The 19,634-nt window shown below is 49.3% G+C and carries 14 protein-coding genes; 13 read left to right on the top strand and 1 reads right to left on the bottom strand.

The features are described 5' to 3' along the window. The first annotated feature begins 55 nt into the window (after positions 1-55). Entirely contained in the window at positions 56-919 is an 864-nt protein-coding gene (locus WFJ73_RS09965; protein WP_336772871.1) for a LysR family transcriptional regulator, read from the top strand. Positions 920-922: 3 nt separating this feature from the next. On the opposite strand, the gene WFJ73_RS09960 is transcribed toward WFJ73_RS09965, so the two are convergent. Continuing rightward, a complete protein-coding gene (locus WFJ73_RS09960; protein ID WP_336772870.1) occupies positions 923-2,164 on the bottom strand; it encodes a helix-turn-helix transcriptional regulator in 1,242 nt (413 codons plus the stop codon). 161 nt (positions 2,165-2,325) lie between these two features. Here WFJ73_RS09960 and WFJ73_RS09955 point away from each other — a divergent pair, with 161 nt between their 5' ends. The 12 genes from WFJ73_RS09955 (at position 2,326) to WFJ73_RS09900 (ending at position 19,602) form a co-directional block, all read left to right on the top strand. Then, entirely contained in the window at positions 2,326-4,629 is a 2,304-nt protein-coding gene (locus tag WFJ73_RS09955; RefSeq protein ID WP_336772869.1) for a glycoside hydrolase family 2 protein, read from the top strand. 32 nt (positions 4,630-4,661) lie between these two features. After that, complete coding sequence (locus WFJ73_RS09950) at positions 4,662-6,071, top strand: MFS transporter (protein WP_336772868.1); 1,410 nt, start codon at positions 4,662-4,664, stop codon at positions 6,069-6,071. A gap of 65 nt (positions 6,072-6,136) precedes the next feature. After that, on the top strand, positions 6,137-7,873 hold the full coding sequence (locus WFJ73_RS09945; protein WP_336772867.1) for a sensor histidine kinase: 1,737 nt from the start codon (positions 6,137-6,139) through the stop codon (positions 7,871-7,873). Between the two features lie 9 nt (positions 7,874-7,882). After that, entirely contained in the window at positions 7,883-9,448 is a 1,566-nt protein-coding gene (locus WFJ73_RS09940) for a response regulator transcription factor (RefSeq protein WP_336772866.1), read from the top strand. 105 nt (positions 9,449-9,553) lie between these two features. Continuing rightward, positions 9,554-11,092: an ABC transporter substrate-binding protein gene (locus tag WFJ73_RS09935; RefSeq protein ID WP_336772865.1), complete on the top strand. Its 1,539-nt coding sequence runs from the start codon at positions 9,554-9,556 to the stop codon at positions 11,090-11,092. A 47-nt stretch (positions 11,093-11,139) separates the two neighbouring features. Then, positions 11,140-12,069 (top strand): ABC transporter permease, encoded by a 930-nt coding sequence (locus WFJ73_RS09930; RefSeq protein ID WP_336772864.1) that lies wholly within the window; start codon positions 11,140-11,142, stop codon positions 12,067-12,069. 16 nt (positions 12,070-12,085) lie between these two features. Then, positions 12,086-12,964: a carbohydrate ABC transporter permease gene (locus tag WFJ73_RS09925; RefSeq protein ID WP_336772863.1), complete on the top strand. Its 879-nt coding sequence runs from the start codon at positions 12,086-12,088 to the stop codon at positions 12,962-12,964. Positions 12,965-13,010: 46 nt separating this feature from the next. After that, positions 13,011-14,171 carry a Gfo/Idh/MocA family protein gene (locus tag WFJ73_RS09920; RefSeq protein WP_336772862.1) on the top strand — a complete coding sequence of 387 codons (1,161 nt, stop codon included), beginning with the start codon at positions 13,011-13,013 and terminating at the stop codon, positions 14,169-14,171. Positions 14,172-14,200: 29 nt separating this feature from the next. Next, positions 14,201-15,061, top strand: coding sequence for a sugar phosphate isomerase/epimerase family protein (locus WFJ73_RS09915; protein ID WP_336772861.1), 861 nt, complete (start codon positions 14,201-14,203; stop codon positions 15,059-15,061). A gap of 620 nt (positions 15,062-15,681) precedes the next feature. Next, the gene (locus tag WFJ73_RS09910; protein ID WP_336772860.1) at positions 15,682-17,292 is read left to right on the top strand and encodes a cellulase family glycosylhydrolase; all 1,611 of its coding nucleotides are present in this window, start codon (positions 15,682-15,684) and stop codon (positions 17,290-17,292) included. A 142-nt stretch (positions 17,293-17,434) separates the two neighbouring features. Then, positions 17,435-18,403: a glycoside hydrolase family 25 protein gene (locus WFJ73_RS09905; RefSeq protein ID WP_336772859.1), complete on the top strand. Its 969-nt coding sequence runs from the start codon at positions 17,435-17,437 to the stop codon at positions 18,401-18,403. Positions 18,404-18,495: 92 nt separating this feature from the next. After that, positions 18,496-19,602, top strand: coding sequence for a GntR family transcriptional regulator (locus tag WFJ73_RS09900; protein WP_336772858.1), 1,107 nt, complete (start codon positions 18,496-18,498; stop codon positions 19,600-19,602). Positions 19,603-19,634: the final 32 nt, after the last annotated feature.

Here is a 19,634-nt window from a genome sequence, read left to right as displayed (position 1 = left end):
ATAAATTGCGGAAGCATATGAAAATCATATAGCAGACATACGGGTGGGAACGAAAATGGATATTAAACAATTGCGTTACTTCATTGCCCTTGCGGAAGAGCTTCAGGTGACATCGGCGGCGCAACGTCTGCATATGTCGCAGCCTCCGCTCAGCCAACAGCTGAAGCTGATGGAGGAGGAGCTTGGCGTGTCGTTATTTATCCGCAGCGGCCGCCATCTGGAGCTGACGGCGCCGGGCAAAACGTTGTACGAGCATGCGCTTACCATTACAAGGCTGCTGGAGGAAGCGAAGGAAGAAGTGAAGGAATCGGGTCTTGGACTTCGGGGGAAGCTGTCGATCGGAATCAATACGTTGTCGGATGAACGGCTTCCGGTCGTGCTTAGCGTCTTTCGCCAGTTGTATCCGAAGGTTACGTTCAAGATTCAGCAGAATGAGACGAATACGCTGACGAGGCTGATCAAGGACAAAGCCTTGGATTTGGCGATCGTCCGGCTTCCGGTCAGTCTGGAGGAATTCGATCACGTCATTCTTGGCGCCGAGCCTTTGTTTTTCGTGACGGGAGCAGGGGACGAGGAATTTGATAAGGTTACGTACGATTGTATTGCCAAGCACCCGCTTGTTCTCCCGAGTACCGAGGGGTTAGGGCTTTATCATCTGATCCTCGACCAATTCCACTCGCGCGGACTTTCGCCTGCGATTATAGGAGAATGCTCGGATATCGGCATGCTTGTGGAGCTTATCGCTTCGGGCTTTGGCGCTTCGATTCTGCCGCGTACCTCGGTGAACCGCTATCAGAATCACCGCATCCGGGTTGTGCCAATCGACGGGCCGGACGTTACTTCAAGCTCGGCGATTATTTGGCTGAAGCAGCATTATTTGAGTAAAGCCGCACAGAAGCTTATTGATTTGATTACTTGATCTTTATTTAAATAAGGAATGAACGTATTGCGAGGGAGTCCTGTCGGTATATTTCTTAAACACTCGGCCAAAATAATTCAAATCGTTAAATCCGACAAGGAGAGCAATATCTGTTATGGGAAGAGTACCGCTTTGCAAATAGAGCTTGGACTCCTCAATCCGTTTCCAATTGACATAATCCGTAAACCCCATGCCGGTTTCCAGCTTGAACTGTCTTGATAGATGAGAGGCGCTTACTTCTATGGTCTTGGCAAGACCGGATAGCGTCAATGGCTGGTCCAGATGCAATGAAATGTAGTCTACGGCTTTCTTAATGGAAATGCTGTATTGTTTGGTGGAGTCCTCCTTCACCGCTTCACAATATTCGATCATTATCCTTTCGCCGATTTTTTTGATATGGGGCAGGTTGGATGCCCTTTCAATCATAATCGCAAACCTCTCCGAAAGCGTATGAAGCTGCATCGGCTTCATGCCGCCTCGCTCCGCTGCGATTCTGCAAATCGTATTACTGACAATCAGTAAATTTTTGGCCGACCGGATCGGGCTTTCCGGAAACCGGTCGGGTAATTCGAATAGGCCCGCGGCTTCTTTCACCAGTTTCTGTACCGCTGAAGTATCTCCCTTCGTAATGGCGTTCATCACGGTTTTCTCATACCGGTACCTGATATCAATAATATTGTAGTTATCCGCGATGTCCGATCGTTGCCGTTCCTTGTCCACTGGCGGAAGAGTTTGAATGTCCGTTGTAATGAGGCGGGCATCAACGGGTTCATGCGCGCATAATTGGACAAGCAGGTCGCCTAAGGAGGTTCCTTCGTTGCTGCTGATCATCCTTAAGGATCGATAAAATTCCTGAAGAACCTTGCGTTCTCCGATAGGCAGACGGTTCAGGTAGATGATGCCGCTTATAAAGTCGCTATCCGGATTACTGGACAGAAAAGGCCCAAGCAGTACATAGCTTGTCTTTAAATCGCCGCTTTCCGTTGCTGCTGCCGCAATAAATTCGAGACCGCATGTATTGACGTAATAAAAATAGCTGCCTGGAGGATTGTTATCCAAATAAGCAAGGATCGTCTCGTACTGGGCGGATAAATCCGTCATGCACGCCGGAAGCTGGTGCGACACCCACTCCAGCCGGTTATGGCCATTCCGGTCGATAACCCGAACGTCCAGCTTGGTTACTTGATGAACAATCGTCGCAATTTTATTAACTTTAATCCAGTGATGTCGTTCCATTTCCAACATCGCTTGGTTCACTTCCTTCTATATCTTAGTCATATTTTTATCGTACATCAATATTGTGCGAAGTCAAACATAATTGTGCGATCATTATTGGAGTGAATCGCTTACAATCACAAATGTAACCGCTATCATTGTGGACAGATGACTGGAAGGGAGCAAGTACGATGAGGAGATGTATTAGTCTTAACGGAAATTGGCTATTCACGAAGCAGGAGGTCTCGGACGCTGCAGCTCGCCTAATGGATGCGGACGGATGGGAATCGGTGAAGGTTCCTCATACTTGGAACGCAATCGACGGCGCGAACGGCTTTGATTTTTATAAAGGCGCTTGCTGGTATAAAAGAGAATTTTCGATAGACCGTTCCGCTTCAGGTAATCGTGTGTTTATCGAGTTCAAGGGCTCGAACAGCATCACGGATGTGTATATTAACGGTACTTACTTGGGTCAGCATCGCGGGGGTTATTCGACTTTCCGGTTCGATATTACGGAGCATGTATGCTTCGGGGAAGCGAATCTGGTGTCTGTTAAGGTAGACAATACGGTTGTTGACGATGTGTACCCTCAGATGGCCGATTTCACCTTCTTCGGAGGCATTTATCGGGATGTCAACCTCGTGATCGTGAATCCCGTTCATATTGACATGATGGATTATGGTTCGCAGGGCGTATATGTAATTCAAGAACAAGTTAGCCGGGAGCAAGCGGTACTCAAGATTCGGACAAGAATGGTTAATTTGCTTGATTCGCAAAAGAAGGTAAGACTTTGGGCAGACCTCGTTGATGCAGACGGACGTACCGAAGCCTATACGGCCAAGGAAGTCGTGCTGGAAGCGGGAGAAGAGCTTGAGGTGGATATGCCGCTGACCGTTTGTCAGCCGACATTATGGAATGGCCGCAGCAATCCGTATTTATACGAAGCGCGAGTCTCTATTCATTCCTATAACGATACATTGGATTCGCTTTCCATTCCCGTGGGACTTCGTTATTTCGAAGTAGACGCGGAACAAGGCTTTTTCCTGAACGGTGAGTCGCATCCTCTGCGCGGGGTATCCAGACATCAGGACCGTAAAGATATGGGATGGGCCATCTCCAAGCGAGAGCATGAAGAAGATATGATGCTTATTAAGGAGGTTGGAGCGAACACGATTCGCCTGGCCCATTATCAGCATGATCCATACTTCTATGATTTATGCGATCAAGAGGGGATGGTCCTCTGGGCCGAGATTCCTTTTATCTCCGTAATGTCCAAGAATGAGCTGGAAGGCATCAACGCGAAGCAGCAGATGATTGAGCTGATCCGGCAAAACTTCAACCATCCGTCGATTTGCTTTTGGGGCATACAGAATGAAATTCAGATCAGCGGCGAGCGTCCCGAGCTTAGAAGGCTGGTAGGCGAGCTGAACGAACTGACCAAGAAAGAAGATCCAACGAGATTAACCACGATGGCGAACGTCATGTTCGTTCCGGATAACGACGATTATAACCGCGTTACAGACGTTGTGGGGTACAACAAATATTACGGCTGGTATCAAGGCAAGGTGGAAGATTTCGCGGGCTGGATCGACGGGTTCCACCAAACGAATCCGACTGTCAGGCTCGGCATCTCGGAATACGGGGCGGAGGGTATCGTTGAATACCATAACGACGACCCGCAGGTGAAGGATTACTCGGAGGAATACCATGCTTTATTCCATGAGAAGGTATGGAGTATTTTCCAGGCACGTCCGTTCCTTTGGTCAACTTACGTTTGGAATATGTTCGACTTTGGAGCCAACATCCGTGACGAAGGCGGCGTGAAGGGGCGCAACAATAAAGGTCTTGTGACGTATGACCGTCAAATTAAAAAAGACGCCTTCTATATGTACAAAGCGAATTGGTCGGATGAGAAATTCGTTCATATTGGCGGCAAGCGTTATATTGACCGCCCTCACCAAGCGATTTCGATAAAAGTGTACTCCAATTGCGATGAAGTATCTCTATACGTAAACGGCGTTCAGCATCAGACGTTAACCTCTGACAATCGGATCTTTATTTTCGATCATGTGCCCCTTCAAGAAGGCTTGAATACGGTACGCGCTGTCTCGAACGCTTACGGCATACTTGTAGAGGACAAGGCATTGTTTAACCGGACTAATGAGCCAAATCCAAGCTATGAAGCGCCGGAAGACAAAGGCGGAATCGTAAGCAACTGGTTCCAGCTTCCCGAAGAGGAAGAGATCGAGATGGAAGAGCTAATCATTACAGACGATGCGTTCTCTACCCGCTGCACGATCAGGGAAATGATGAATCATCCGGAAGCGAAATTAGTCGTGGAGAAATATCTGGGCGCTAGTTTCGTGGACAACCCCATGTATGGGATGGCTGAGGGCATGTCGATGGAATTGATAGCAGGCATGGCTTCCGATGTTTTCACGGATAAAGTGATGTATCGCATCAACAAAGAATTGACGAAAATCAGCAGAACCTAAGATCTTAGCTTTCATAGAGGGGGCAAGCAGCAATGAGCCAGACTGCACCGCTTGAAAATACTCGGCAAATGGACAGCGAAATAGAGATAAGAAAGTTTGGATTGCGAGATAAAATAGGTTATTTGTTCGGCGATTTCGGGAACGACTTTTTCTTTATTTTGGTGAGCTCGTTCCTGATGGTCTATTACACGGATGTTTTTCATATCAGCGCAGGCATAGTAGGAGTTTTGTTTCTGATTGCGCGTCTGTGGGATGCGGTGGCGGATGTCGCATGGGGACGATTTATCGATTCGCGCAAACGGAGCCCGCAAGGCAAGTTTAAGCCATGGATATTCCGGATGTCCTTTCCGCTCATTATATCCGGCGTGCTTATGTTCGTCCAAATTCCTAACATGTCCGAAGGCTTTTACTTGGCTTATGCCTTTGTTACGTATTTGATTTGGGGGACGTTCTACAGTACGGTCAACATTCCTTACGGCTCCATGGCTTCGGTTATTACGAGCGATCCGGTTGAACGCACCCAGCTATCGACATACCGCACGATGGGCGGATTATTTGCAAGCGTTATCATTAATGTCATAGGGCCTCAAATATTGTTCGTTGACAATGAGGCGAATGCAGGCCGGTTCATGCTGGGAGCTGTTTTATTCGGATTGTTGTCGCTCAGCTGCTACATGGCTTGCTACCGGATGTCGACGGAGCGGATCGATCGTTCCGAGTCGCAAATGATCAAAATGAATGTATGGCGTTCGTTCAAGGGACTGACTAAAAACAAGCCGCTTATCTCGATTCTGGTCATTTCTCTCGTCTTTATGATGCTGACGATGTTGACGGGTGCGGTAAATGTGTATTTATACAAAAATTATTTCGGAAATGCATCCGTTCTAAGCATTGTTGGTCTTGTTCAAGTGGTTGCCATATTGGCTGCCATTCCTCTCTCCAAGCCGCTGATTGCCAAATTCGGCAAGAAAGAGGTTGCAGCTGCCGGCATGCTGTTCGCAGCTGCCGTGAACTTGATTCTTTATTTCATCCCTGGTCTGGATGTTGGCGTATTCATTGGTATTTCCGCGTTAGGCGCATTTGGGTCCGCCTTCTTTAATCTGGTCATCTGGGCCTTTGTTACGGACGTGATTGATTATCATGAATACGTCACCGGGATGCGGGAAGACGGCACCGTCTATTCCGTATACTCCTTCGCCCGCAAAGTTGGTCAAGCGCTTGCAGGCGGTTTAGGCGGTATCGCGATTACGGCTATCGGGTACAACTCCGCGTTAAAGTCGCAGACGCAAGACACTTTGAACGGCTTGTACCTGCTCAGTACGCTTGTTCCCGCTATTGTGTTCTTGGTTGTTGCTTTGCTGCTCGCTTTTGTCTATCCGCTTAATAAGAAACGGACAGGAGAGCTTGCAGCCGATCTGGCAAGCAGAAAGAGAATAAAGTAATCAATGCCGACTTGGCCCGAGACTGTTGAAGTCCGGGCTTTTTTCAACCTACCCTGGGGGGATTGATGATGAGGCTGTGGAGAAGGTCGGATTTTCATTCCATTCGTTTCAAGATCATCATTGGACTGCTGATTGTCGTGACCCCTATTTTATTTCTGCTGATGTATAACAACTTGTACTCTGTTCAGCTTGTTCGCAATCAGGTCGCGCAGTCCAACAAAAATATGCTCCATCTGTACATGGGGCTGATCGACAAGGAACTGGAAGGAATTGACGATTACCTGTTCCGCTTCGCGACGGAGGAGACAGGGTTCCTCTATTTGGAGCGGTCTGAAACGGAAGATCCCGATTTGTACAATCTGGCCAAATACCAGCTATATCAACAGCTCTACTCGGATACGGGCTCCGCGTCCCTCGATTATTACTTCTTGTATTCGCCTGCCAACCGCGATTTGGTGCTTGCCCCCAAGAATCAAGCTGCGGAAAGCAGGAATTTGGATATGATTCGGCAGAGGCTCAACGCGGCCGTAGAGAACCAGCAAGTGAATCCCACCTCCCGGTATTGGAAGTGGTCGAGTCTTGAGCTGGGAGGAAAAACCTATCTTATTCGCCTGTTCAAATCCGGAAATGTATATGTTGGCGCCTTAATCAACTATGACCGGGTTATGAGCGCGCTTGATGAACTGGACCTAGAAGCCTCGGGCTTAGCCGTTATGCTTGACCGCAATGAACAGCCGATGGAGGGGGCGGATTGGATCGCCGCCAGACATATCAATGTCCTTCCTTTACAGGAAGATTATCGCGTGACGGGAGACGTTGAACGGTTTATGGTCATTCAAGAACAATCGGGGAGAGGCGATTTTGCTCTAGCCGCCATTTTGAGTGACCGCAGTATTGTCGAAAAGCTGCCTTATAAGCGGCGTATGATTGTTCTCATTGTGTTAGGCACAGGATTTGTTCTGCTCGGAGCTTGGTTGTTCCTCCGAAGGATCGTTCTTATTCCCGTTTACAGGCTGATGGTCGCCATGCGCAGGTTGAGGGAAGGAAGGCTGGATACCCGAATGGATGTTGGCTCCACGTCGCTTGAGTTCGAGCTTATGAACGAAAGCTTTAACAGCATGGCCTCCCAAATCGAGAGACTCAAAATCGATATTTATGAAGAGCAGCTTCTGACCAAAAGGGCTGAGCTCAAGCATTTGCAGCTTCAGATCAATCCCCATTTCTATTTGAATTCTCTGAACACGTTCTACTATCTTGCTGAGGATAACAAAGGCGATGTAATCAAAGAGCTTTCGCTGTCGCTAATCCGCTATTTCCGTTTTATGTTCAGAGGACATTCGGATTTCGTCAGCGTTAGGGATGAGATTGAGCATGTACGAAACTATTTGCGCATTCAGGCTTTTCGTTTCCCTGAACAAATGAAGTATGAAATTACCGCAGCGGAAGAGCTGTTAGATGCGCGGATCCCTCCGCTGCTTGTACAGACATTCGTCGAGAACGCGATTAAGCATGCGGTGACGCTGGATCAGCCGGTAACGATCTTCGTCACGATCAGACGCTTAACGGATGCTGACGGTGAATCAATGCTTGTCCGCATTTACGATGACGGCAGCGGCTTCCCCGAGGAGGTCATCCGCAAATTTGAAGAAGGCAGCAATCTGCTGACTGAATCCGGTGAACGTATCGGCATTTGGAATGCAAAGCAGAGACTGTCGCTGCTCTATGCCGGACGGGCGTCAATGGCTATCAGCAATTCACCGGGGGCAGATATTCGTATTCAATTGCCGATTAGGGCTGAATAAGGAGGGCTTATGTTATCGCTGCTTATCGTGGACGACGAAGTGTATATTGCAAGAAAAATTCAAGCCAGCGTTAATTGGGAGGATCTAGGGATCTTTGAAGTGTGCTTGGCTCATAATATCCGGCAAGCGAAGGAGATCATTGAAAGCAGGCAGATCGATATCGTCATCTGCGATATTGAGATGCCGCAAGGCACAGGGATCGATTTGCTTGCTTGGGTCCGGGAGAGGGAGCTGCCCATCGCGTTTATTTACTTAACCTGCCACTCCGAATTCGAATACGCGAAAAAGGCGATTCAGCTTGGCAGTCTTGATTATCTGCTGAAGCCCGTTCAGCCGGATGAGCTAAGATCAGCTGTGGCGGGCGCTGCCAAGAAAATCGATAAGGAAAAGCCGCTTCATGTCGAGCAATTCTGGCAAGACCTGTTGCAACAGCGAATCTCTTCTTCGCCAAGCAGCCTCTACAATTCAATCGACAAGAGGCAGCTTCCTTACTCGGAAAATACGAGAATGCTGCCCGTGTTAATTGGCATTCATCAATGGGAGAAGAAGCTGTCGCCGCTCGACGAGAACAGGCTGGAATACGCGATTCGAAAAGCCGCCGAGGAAATCGTTCTTGCGGATAGAAGCGGAATAATCCTGCATGTGAAGAGAGGCACGCTGCTGCTCTTGCTATCCGAGTGTCCGATAAGGGGAACGGACCTAACGGAACTAAGCTCCAAGCTTCAGCTGTTCATTCATGAAAGCGCGAAATATTTCTATTGCAAGCTGTCCTGTTATCCCGGGCGGTTTGTTAGCGTCCCGGAAATACTCGGCCTCTATGAGAAGCTGGCCGACAGCCATTGGAACAACGTATCCCGCTGGATGCGGGTTTTGCCATTCCGGGAACGCGCGGAATGTCTATTAGAACTACCGGGTCCTCCTATGAACGTCTGGTCGGAGATGCTCAAGCAAGGAGACAAGTCCAGGCTGCAGGATGATATCGCCCGGTTATTGGAGAGCTGGCGTAGCGTTGAAGGGCTGGATGTGAAGAGACTTCAACAGTTCTATCAGTCCTTTATGCAGATGTGTCTGTTTACCATGCAGCGGCAAGGTCTTCAGGCCGACGGCCGTTTCTTGTCTCTTTTATCGCCAGAGAGGGCACGGACGGCCACGAGTTCTCTCGAAGATTTGGAGACTTGGGCGAAAGAGCTTGTAGAGGAAGCTCTCGGCACGGTTCACGAGGAAGATGAGCAGCAGCTCCTGATCGAGAAAATCAAACGCTACATCACCCTGCATATTGACCAAGGCCTGTCCCGCCAGTATATCGCCGACCATATCGGGCTTAGTCCCGGCTATGTCGCTAAGCTCTTCAAGAAAGCCGCAGGAGTATCCGTGTCCGATTATATAGTCGAAGAGAAGATGCGGATCGCCAAGGAGCTGCTTGCCAAATCCGATATGACGGTCAGCAGCGTAGCGCTTGCCGTAGGCTTCTCGAACTTTGCTTATTTCTCCGCCATATTCAAGAAGAAGGTCAGAAGCACTCCTGTTGATTATCGCAGAAATACGGGACTGTGTCGGAATTCAATAGAGCGATAACCGATTATTGGTAGCCCGGAAAAAGCGATTTCCTTAATAATAGGGACATAGCCGGCGATTGATCGTGAACGTGCGGTTAATGGAGATTATGAGGGGGCTCTAAGTATGAAAAGGGTATGGAAATGGACCAAATCGGTGTTGGCAATCGGCATAAGCGCAAGCGTGGTGCTGGCGGGATGCTCCTCTGAAAGCAATAAGGAGAATAGTCCGGCACAGGGGGCAAGCACGGCATCCGCGGCGGTGAGTGATACAGGATTGAAGCCATATGCATTGACCTTTGTATTCCCGACAACCGCAGATGCGAAGGATATGGGGCTTGTCGAGGAAGCAGTCAACAAAATTACAAAAGAAAAGATTAATGCCACGGTCAAGTTCGTTCCCATATCCTTTGGCGCTTGGGCGCAGCAAACGACACTCATGCTGTCCGGCAATGAAAAGGTCGATGTCATCTTTAGCGGCATCGGCACTTATAATCAGCAGGCTTCAAAAGGCCAGCTGCTGCCAATGGAAGACCTGATAGCACGATACGGCCAGGATGCAAAAGCTGCATTGGATGATCAAAGTCCGCAAATTCTGGAGGCTGCCCGCATAGACGGTCATATTTACGGCATACCGGATATTAAGGACTTGGCGGAAAATTACGGTTTTACCATCCGCAAGGACCTGGTAGACAAATACGGCATTGACTTATCCGCCGTTAAGACAATAGACGATCTTGATCCCGTATTTCAAAAGCTTAAGGACAATGAGCCAACCATGTTTCCAACCTATAAATACGCATTGTCCATCATTGATACGATTTCCAATGGCTATATGGATAACCTTGGCGACGGATTTGGCGTGCTGCCGAATTTCGACAACAACCTGAAGGTTGTTGACTGGTACGAAACGCCTGAATACGCCAAGCTGCTGGACACGGTGAGAAGATGGTATTTAGCAGGCTTTATTCCCAAGGATATCGCAACCAGCACGGAAACCGGCACGCAAGTGATGAAGGCTGGGAAGGCAGCTTCTTATTTATCCCATATGAAGCCGGGTTTCGCCGAGCAGGAATCCAGAAACTCCGGTCAGACGCTCGAATCGATCGAATTGCTCCCGGCGGCAGCGACAACGGGCAAGATTACCCGGTTCCTGCTCAGTATAGCGAACAGCTCCGGCAATCCCGAAAGAGCAATGATGTTCATTAATCTTTTGTATACGGACAAAGAACTTTCCAATCTATTGGCTTGGGGGATAGAAGGCAAGCATTACGTGAAGCAGGCAGATGGCACAATTAACTATCCGGCCGGCGTCGATGCGACAAACACGGGTTACGGCTTGTTTACGGGTTATTTGTTCGGCAACCAGTTCCTGCAATACGTTTGGTCCGGGAATGACCCGCAGCTCTGGACAACGATGTCCGATTTCAATAAAGCGGCTAGAAAATCAAAAGCGCTCGGATTCTCTTTTAACGCTGAACCGGTCAAGACCGAGCTGGCCGCCGTTACGAATGTGACCAACCAGTTCAAAGTCTCTCTGGAGACCGGCACCATTGATCCGAAGAAAAACCTGCCTGAGTTCATAAATCAGCTGAAGGCTGCGGGTATTGACAAAATTGTTGCGGAAAAGCAGAAGCAGCTTGATGCATGGTCTGCCCAGCAATAATCGAATACGGCCCCGTACGAGGGACGGGGCCATAAGGATGTGACCAGATGAACGCAAGATTCAGGGCAAAAATGAAAGTCGTTAAGAGATACCGGGCTCTGCTGCTTATGACGCTTCCAGGGGTGATTTACCTGCTGATCAACAATTATTTTCCGATGCTTGGCATGGTAATTGCCTTTAAGGATATCAATTTCGCCAAAGGCATTATCGCAAGCGATTGGGTCGGCTTCAAGAACTTCGAGTACTTGTTCAAAACCCGGGATGCATTTCTCATTACCCGCAATACGCTTCTGTACAATGTCGTATTCATCATTCTCGGCACGGTTCTTGCAATAGGACTCGCTATTGTACTCAACGAGATCAAAAATCGTTACGTCTCCCGGACTTATCAAAGCATCATCCTACTGCCGCATCTCATCTCCATGGTTATTGTCGGTTATCTCGTGTTTGCCTTTATGGACAACAGCAACGGGTTTATGAATAAGACCTTGCTGCCTTGGCTCGGTTTGGCCGAAATTTCCTGGTATAGCGAGGCAAAGTACTGGCCTTATATTCTGACCATCGTGCATGTGTGGAAGTCGATCGGGTACTCCTGCATCATCTATTTGGCGGCCATCATCGGCATCGATCAGGAGTATTACGAGGCGGCAAAAATGGACGGCGCGAGCCGCTTGCGTCAAATTTTCAGCATTACGGTTCCGCTCATTACGCCGGTGATTACGATATTAACCTTGCTTTCAATCGGACGAATCTTTTACTCCGATTTTGGATTGTTCTATCAGGTTCCGCTAAATACGGGCATTCTGATGCCGGTTACTCAAACGATTGATACGTACGTGTATCGCGCGCTGATCAATCTAGGCGATATTGGCATGTCGTCGGCTGCGGGGATGTACCAGTCGCTTGTAGGCTTTACTCTCGTCATTCTCTCCAATGCGGTCGTGAAGAAATTCAACAAGGACAATGCGCTGTTCTAGGAAGGTGGGCTCCGATATGAACGACGGAGGCAAATGGTATCAAGGCTTTCTGCACGGATTCATGATTGTTTTGTCGGTTCTAACGTTATTTCCGTTCGTGCTGCTCTTGTCCGGCTCCTTGACGGACGACAACGAAATTATCCGCAGCGGTTATGCCATCATTCCCAAGATGCTTAGCTTCTCCGCCTATGAATATTTGTGGAGCGACGCGGCGGACATTGTCCGCGCTTACGGAATAACGATCTTTGTAACGGTGGTCGGAACGGTGGCGGGGCTATCCATTATCGCCTTGCTGTCTTATCCGCTTTCCCGAAGAGAGCTGCCATTCCGGGGACCGCTCGCCTTTTACGTCTTTTTTACGATGCTGTTTAACGGAGGGCTTGTGCCTACTTATCTGGTCTATACCAATATGTTCGATGTAAAAAACAGCATGCTGGCTCTGCTTGTTCCCGGACTGCTAATGAATGCCTTTTACGTCATCTTGATGCGGACATTCTTCGCCACATCGATTCCGCCTGCCATTATCGAATCGGCTTATATGGACGGAGCCAAGGAATTTCGCATCTTTCGGAGCATTATCATTCCGTTATCCACGCCCGTGCTCGCGACAGTAGGTTTATTCCAGACCATTGCGTATTGGAATGACTGGTTTAACGGTCTGATCTATATTACCGATCCGAAGCTGTTTAGCCTGCAGAATCTGCTTAACCGGATTTTGCTGGATGTTCAGTTCCTCCAGACCAGCCAGGATTCGATCGCGATGGGCACGCATATCCCGCTTCTATCCATGAGATTGGCGATGGCGGTTATCGGTATTATTCCAATCCTAATCGCTTATCCGTTCTTCCAGAAATATTTCGTCAAGGGAATTACAATCGGAGCGGTTAAGGGCTAGCTCCGGGTTTGACTTATCTATTAAAAATAAAGGAGAGATTCGAGAAATGGAAAAGGTACGTCTTGGCATTATCGGTTTAGGCGCGGAGGGCGGCATGTACGCGGGCTTCCTCACGGACGGCAAAGTGAACAATATGGTGCTTGGCGCTATTTGCGATATCGATCCGCTAAAGCGAACCATGGCAGTGGAGAAGTATCCGGAGATCCCTTTCTATGAGGACTATATCCAGATGATGGATAGCGGAGAAGTGGATGCCATTGTGACCTGCGTCCCGCATTACCTTCATCCTCAGATGGGCATAGAAGCGCTGAAAAGAGGCGTACATGCTCTCGTTGAGAAGCCGGCAGGCGTCTATACGAAGCAGGTGCGCGAACTGAACGAATTCGCGTCGACGAAGCCGGAGCTAACCTTTGGCATCTTCTTTAATCAGCGTACCAACAGTCTTTATCAAACGCTGAAGAAGCTGATAGAGGATGGCGAGATTGGCGCCATTCGCCGGACGAACTGGATGATTACTACCTGGTGGAGACCGCAAGGCTATTATGATCAAAGCGAGTGGAGAGCGACTTGGGGCGGAGAAGGCGGCGGCGTGCTTGTGAACCAGGCGCCTCATCAGCTGGACCTTATGCAATGGATTTGCGGGATGCCGGCTAAGGTATACTCCAAAGTGAAATACGGCTATCAGCGCGATATTGCGGTTGAAGACGAAGTGACGGCCATGTTCGAGTATGAGAACGGCGCCACCGGCGTATTTGTTACTTGCACGCATGATGTGCTTGGCACGGACCGCTTTGAGATTCTGGGGGATAAAGGGAAAATCGTAGTGGATGGCAGCCGCAAGCTCACCATCAAGCGTCTTGCCCGGCCGGAATCCGAGATGAGCAGCTCGATGAGCATGCAGGATGTGATGAAGATTTTTATGGGTCACTCGGGCAATGACATCTATACGGAGGAAGTGCTCGAGTTCAACGATGCCTTCGGCATCCAGCATATTTCCGTTATGGAGAACTTCGCCGCGAATATTATCGACGGTACGCCACTCATCGCGCCTGGCAGCGACGGCATCCGCGGCGTTCGCCTTGCCAACGCGATTCATCTGTCGAGCTGGCTGGGCAAGGAAATAGAGGTTCCGTTCGATGAAGAGCTCTTCCTTGCCGAGCTGAATAAACGCATAGTAGCAGAAAATAAATATCCGGTTAACGCATAAGAAAACGCGTATTGGAGGAGGAGACTACAATGAATAAGGGTAAGATCGGCGTTCAAATGATGATGTTAAAAGGCAAAGCGGAAGAGCTTGGCGTATATGAAACGCTGCGCAAAGTAAGGGAGCTCGGCTATCGGAGCGTTGAGGTATCGCAAATTCCCATGACGGCGGAAAACGTAGAGGAGCTTCGCAGAGCAAGTGTCGACTTTGATATCGAAATTGCTTCTTTAAGCGCAGCGGTTGAGCCTATGGTGCCTGGCATGCCGGGTGAGTTTCTGTCGACTCATTTCGAGAAGATCGTTGCCGACTGCAAGTCGCTGGATTGCAGCTATCTGCGCATTCCGATGCTTCCCTTCACCTCCATGGGCGATAAAGAAGCCGTACTGGAGTTCGTCCGCCAAGCGGACAGCTATGCAGAGAGTCTTCTCCGGCATGGCATCTCCCTTTATTACCACAACCACCACGCCGAGTTCCAAAAGTTTGACGGCGAATATTTGCTGGACATCATTAAGGATCATACCAAGCATTTGGGCTTTGAAATGGATGTCCACTGGGTGCAGCGCGGCGGGGAAAATCCGGTCACCTTCATTCAAAAATACGAGGGCCGGATTGCATTGATTCATTTGAAGGATTACCGCATTGGCGCTTTGAATTATGATTTTTCAAAAGGAATGGATATGCAGGAAATCATGAATGCCTTTAATAATATCGTGCAGTTCGCCGAGGTTGGCGAGGGCAGCCTCGACATCAGCGGCATTATGAACGCGGGAGCTGCCAGCGGCGCGAAATATTTTCTGGTCGAGCAGGATAACGTATACGGTAAAGATCCTTTTGATTGCCTGGAGACTTCCGCAAACAACCTGCGGAAGCTGGGTTACGGAGATTGGTTCTAACCCGGGCAGTTCGGTACTCCAAGTCTTAAAAAGAATGAATAGCCGCCCTTAAGCAGGGCGGCTTCTTTGCTCCATAAGTTATTGTACTGACCAGGAGACATTCTTTTACCATCGCCGTACGTTGGATTCCTTCCAATAAATTCAGCAAAATTAGAGTTCATTTGGAGCTACGCTGGAATCACTCCATCATAAAAGCCAGCAATGAGCCGAATGATCCGGATGGAGCTAATACTATTGGAGACAATCCAGTATAGATCGTCTACTCCACTAGAAAAGCCTCCTGATCCTGTACCAAATCCAACGGGGAGCTCTGCTGCCTGTTGTTGGGGGAGTATCGCCATGCAACTTTGCGGCTCTCCCTATCCACGTCTCATTCGACTTCACTGAATAAGGAGACGGCTGTTTTTTGTGCCGGAATTAACCGCGTTAATTCTTCAATTCCTGAAAACCGTACAAATGAATCTGAAAAATAGCCAATGCTTTTTGCCGGACGGGTCGTTATATTATTGTTTGTAATCGATTTCATTTTAAATGGAAGTCGCTTGCACAGCAAGAATCGTTACAGTTACAAACGGCCGATTAGGCCACGGAGACGACAATTCTATTAAGGAGGCTTGTTAATGAATTTGAAAAAAGTACTGACCTTGGCTGTGACGGCATGTCTTGCGGTGGGGATGATGGGCTCCATCAAGGTACAGCACGCGGATGCGGCTATCGGAGCAAGCGATTTTCTGAAAACAAACGGAAAGCAGATTAAGAACAACAATGGCAACGGCAATGTCGTCAGTCTTCACGGAACGAACCTGGGTGGCTGGATGATGGAAGAAAACTGGATGTCCCCGCTTGGCGGGACCGACGAGTGGACGGTCCGGGGAACGCTGATTAACCGGTTTGGCTCCTCCGCAGTGGATTCGTTGAAGGACAGCTATCAGGATTTATGGATTCAGGCAAGCGACTTGGACACGATTAAAAATATGGGTCTCAACTTTATCCGGGTGCCGATTTATTGGGAGAACATGATGAACCGCGACGGTACGATGAAGTCGGATACCGTATCGTTCGGCAACCTGGATTGGCTTGTATCTAACGCGCAATCCCGCGGTCTGTATGTGCTGCTTGATCTGCACGGGGTACCGGGCAATATGAACGGCTGGCAAAGCGGCGGTCGCGAAGGCGCAAACGAGCTGTGGAGCAATACCACGTACCAGAACTGGGTTGTGCAGCTGTGGCAGCGGATTGCCACTCACTATAAAGGCAACCCGACGATTGCCGGCTACGATCTGCTGAATGAACCGGTAAGCAACAACGGCAGCCTGTCGATCAGCCAAATGTACGACCGTCTGTACAAAGCCGTCCGCGCGATCGACCCGGATCATATGATTTACGTGGAAGCTTTCGGCTACTGGAACAATATCGAGGCTCCGTCGACATACGGCTGGACGAACGTGGTGTACGAGGTGCACAGCTATGACTGGAACGATACGGACTGGAATAGCCAGAACAACAGCATCAACCAGTGGTTCTCGGATATTATCTGGCATCAGAACAACTGGAATGTGCCGGTCTACTCCGGCGAGTTCACGTTGTTTACGCATAACGACTTATGGGAGAAATGGCTTTCCGGCCTTGATGCGCTTGACGTATCCTGGACGAACTGGTCTTATAAAGTAACGAGCGGCGGCAATTGGGGCTTGTACCAGAACAATACGAACCCGTTCCCGAACGTAAGCAGCGACAGCATTGCAACGATGCAAACGAAGCTGGCCAAATTCACGACCAACAACTTTACGCCAAATACGACCCTTATTAATATGTTCAAAGCTTACGCGAAGCTGAATGCGCCTTCCAGCCTGCAGGCAAAAGCCAATAATCTGTACGTTACGGCCGAAAATACCGGCGCTTCGCCGCTTGTAGCCAACCGCACTTCCGTTGGCACATGGGAGAAATTTATCGTGGTGACGAACGCGGACGGCACGGTATCGTTCCTGTCGCTTGCCAACAATAAATATGTCAGCGCCGATCTTAACAACAACGGCAGGCTGATCGCGCAGGCGCAAGGTATTGCGGCTTGGGAGAAATTCACCAAATCAACCAATGCCGACGGTACGGTATCGTTCAAGTCGGTTGCCAACAATAAATATGTCAGCGCGGATTTGAATCTTGGCATGCTGATTGCCAACCGCGACAGCGTCAGCGGCTGGGAAGCTTTCAACTTGACGGCTGCGCCATAAAGCCGGAATAAAAAATGAATCTTTGGAAGGCCGCCCTCCCGCAGGGCGGCCTTCTTTGTGCCAAAATGCCGTGTCCCATCTACCAGCAGATGAATCTACTAATAGAAAGAAGATACATGAATGACCCGAAGGAGGGGATGTCGTGCAAGGAAGAACAAAAGGAAATGCCCAAGGCATTGACGTATCCCATTACCAGGGAACGATTGATTGGGCAAAAGTAGCGGGCGACGGCATAACGTTTGCTTTTGTCAAAGCAACCGAAGGGGAGAACTATAAGGATTCAACTTTTCTGCAAAATGCCAACGGAGCGGCAGCGGCCGGACTTCTGGTCGGGGCTTATCATTTTCTGAGGGCAGCCTCCTCGGCTGCGGCGAAACGGGAAGCGCAATATTTTTATCAAACGGCCTCGCAAGCCAGCAACCTGCTATTACCTCCCGTAATGGATTACGAGACGAACTCGGGTAACCTTAGCGATGCGAGCATGAGCGCGGTAGCGAAAGCTTTTTTGGAAGAGGCGGAGCGGTTATTTGGCGTAAAGCCGATTTTTTATACCGGCAACGCCTTTGCGAATCATTTCGATACCTCTCTTAGCGGTTATCCGTTATGGATTGCCAGATATAATGCTTCCACGCCGCCGGATGATGCCAAGGCTTGGACCAAATGGACATTCTGGCAATACAGCGACGGAAGCTCGGGCGGTACCTTGCCTAGCGGTACCCGGAAGGTATCGGGCATTAGCGGTAATGTCGATCTGAATGAATATGCGGGTACGGAAGAGGATTTGCTTAGAGCTTATGCGCCGGAGGAGGATAAACCAATGACAGAAGCGGAAAAACAACAAATGGAGGAGCTTCAGCAGCGGATTGCCGCGCTTGAGACTCATGTTAATATTTCGGGTAACCAAACGCCGCCGAGCTGGACGAAAACTTCGACTTCGGCAGCCATGAAAGCGGGAATTATTACTTCGGTCAACGATAAAGGAATGCCGGAGTTTATTACGATTCAAATGCTGTATAACGCAGGCTTATGCAATGCCGAGCTGATCAAATTTTTCAAGGAGTTCAGCGCCGAAACGCGCAAAGCAATCGAAGATCTGCTGAAGAAAAAATAAATAAGAGAAAAAATCCCTTTCCGGTAGTCCGGAAGGGGATTTTTGTTGTTTTGCGGGGGGCTGGCACAGTATAGTAAAAGTGGTGAACGCCCTTGAAGGATATTCCATTATATAAACAAATTCAGGAAGCTATCAAAACGCAAATCTCCCTTGGGAATTTGCGTCCGGGTGACCGGATACCGTCCGAGACGGATTTGGCCGCGCAGTTCCACGTCAGTCTGATGACCACGAAAAATGCTTTGGCCGGTCTCGCGGAGGAGGGAATTGTCGTCCGCTCCAAGGGGAAGGGCACGTTTGTTGCCGGGCAAGCGCCGTACAAATTGTTTTCTCCGTCAGGTGAAGGAAGCGGGATAAAGCTGGAGCCCAGGGAAAACCGCCATTCGTCCGGCAAGCTAATCGGAATGATTATTCCTTCCATGCGTACGAAGGTGGAACAGCGCCTTTTGGACGCTATCGAGAATGCGGCTAACAGCTATGGCTATACGCTGGTGATCCGCGTATCCAGGGGCAGCACCGCCAAAGAGCTGCAATCGCTGGAGGATCTTGGCGCGCTCGGCATCGGGGGTTTAATCCTTTTTTCCATTGGAGCTCAGCATGAACGACAGACTATTATAAGGGCGGAGGAGCTCGAATGTCCGGTAGTCTTGATCGACCGTTACTACAACGATATGCCTGTCGTCAGCGTCTGCTCGGACAATAAGACGGGCGCGCGAAAAGCCGTATCGTATCTCTTCAGGAAGGGACATGATCGTCTTGCCCTGCTGACGCCGCCCGTAGAGCATAGCGTGATGGCCGACAGGATTGCCGGCTTCGACAGCGCAGTGACCGAATTCGGGCTGGAGCCATCATCCATTTTACGCTATACCGTTCCTTATGAGAGGTTTAACATTTCAAGGAAGGATGGGGCGGAGCTAATCAATCAATGGATGATAATGCATCATGACAGCTTCTCCGGCCTTGTTGCTACGGATGTGGAGCTTGCCCGATTGGCTTATCATGCTTTGAAAAGGATAAACCGGGCGGCAGATAAACAATTGGTTGCGTTTGATGATACCGAGATTCCGGAGGTTGCTTATATCCGTCAAAATGAAGCCGCAATCGGCGCCAAAGCCGTCTCGCTGCTGATGGGCCATATCGCTCGCGGAGAGCAGCTTCAAGGCAGGTTTGTTGTTCCGACTCAGCTGATTTTGCCCTCATAAATACAGAAATAAAGAAGGAGGTAGACCTATGA

Source organism: Paenibacillus sp. MMO-58, from assembly GCF_037146255.1.
In the GTDB taxonomy this organism is placed as follows: Bacteria; Bacillota; Bacilli; order Paenibacillales; family Paenibacillaceae; genus Pristimantibacillus.
The sequence above is the reverse complement of the archived record's forward strand: the minus strand, read 5'-3'. Positions and strand labels throughout refer to the sequence as shown.

Excerpts from the sequence above, each read along its gene's own strand:
- WFJ73_RS09965 (WP_336772871.1), top strand. The coding sequence starts at position 56 with ATGGATATTAAACAATTGCGTTACTTCATTGCCCTTGCGGAAGAGCTT.
- WFJ73_RS09960 (WP_336772870.1), bottom strand. The coding sequence starts at position 2,164 with ATGTTGGAAATGGAACGACATCACTGGATTAAAGTTAATAAAATTGCG.
- WFJ73_RS09955 (WP_336772869.1), top strand. The coding sequence starts at position 2,326 with ATGAGGAGATGTATTAGTCTTAACGGAAATTGGCTATTCACGAAGCAG.
- WFJ73_RS09950 (WP_336772868.1), top strand. The coding sequence starts at position 4,662 with ATGAGCCAGACTGCACCGCTTGAAAATACTCGGCAAATGGACAGCGAA.
- WFJ73_RS09945 (WP_336772867.1), top strand. The coding sequence starts at position 6,137 with ATGATGAGGCTGTGGAGAAGGTCGGATTTTCATTCCATTCGTTTCAAG.
- WFJ73_RS09940 (WP_336772866.1), top strand. The coding sequence starts at position 7,883 with ATGTTATCGCTGCTTATCGTGGACGACGAAGTGTATATTGCAAGAAAA.
- WFJ73_RS09935 (WP_336772865.1), top strand. The coding sequence starts at position 9,554 with ATGAAAAGGGTATGGAAATGGACCAAATCGGTGTTGGCAATCGGCATA.
- WFJ73_RS09930 (WP_336772864.1), top strand. The coding sequence starts at position 11,140 with ATGAACGCAAGATTCAGGGCAAAAATGAAAGTCGTTAAGAGATACCGG.
- WFJ73_RS09925 (WP_336772863.1), top strand. The coding sequence starts at position 12,086 with ATGAACGACGGAGGCAAATGGTATCAAGGCTTTCTGCACGGATTCATG.
- WFJ73_RS09920 (WP_336772862.1), top strand. The coding sequence starts at position 13,011 with ATGGAAAAGGTACGTCTTGGCATTATCGGTTTAGGCGCGGAGGGCGGC.
- WFJ73_RS09915 (WP_336772861.1), top strand. The coding sequence starts at position 14,201 with ATGAATAAGGGTAAGATCGGCGTTCAAATGATGATGTTAAAAGGCAAA.
- WFJ73_RS09910 (WP_336772860.1), top strand. The coding sequence starts at position 15,682 with ATGAATTTGAAAAAAGTACTGACCTTGGCTGTGACGGCATGTCTTGCG.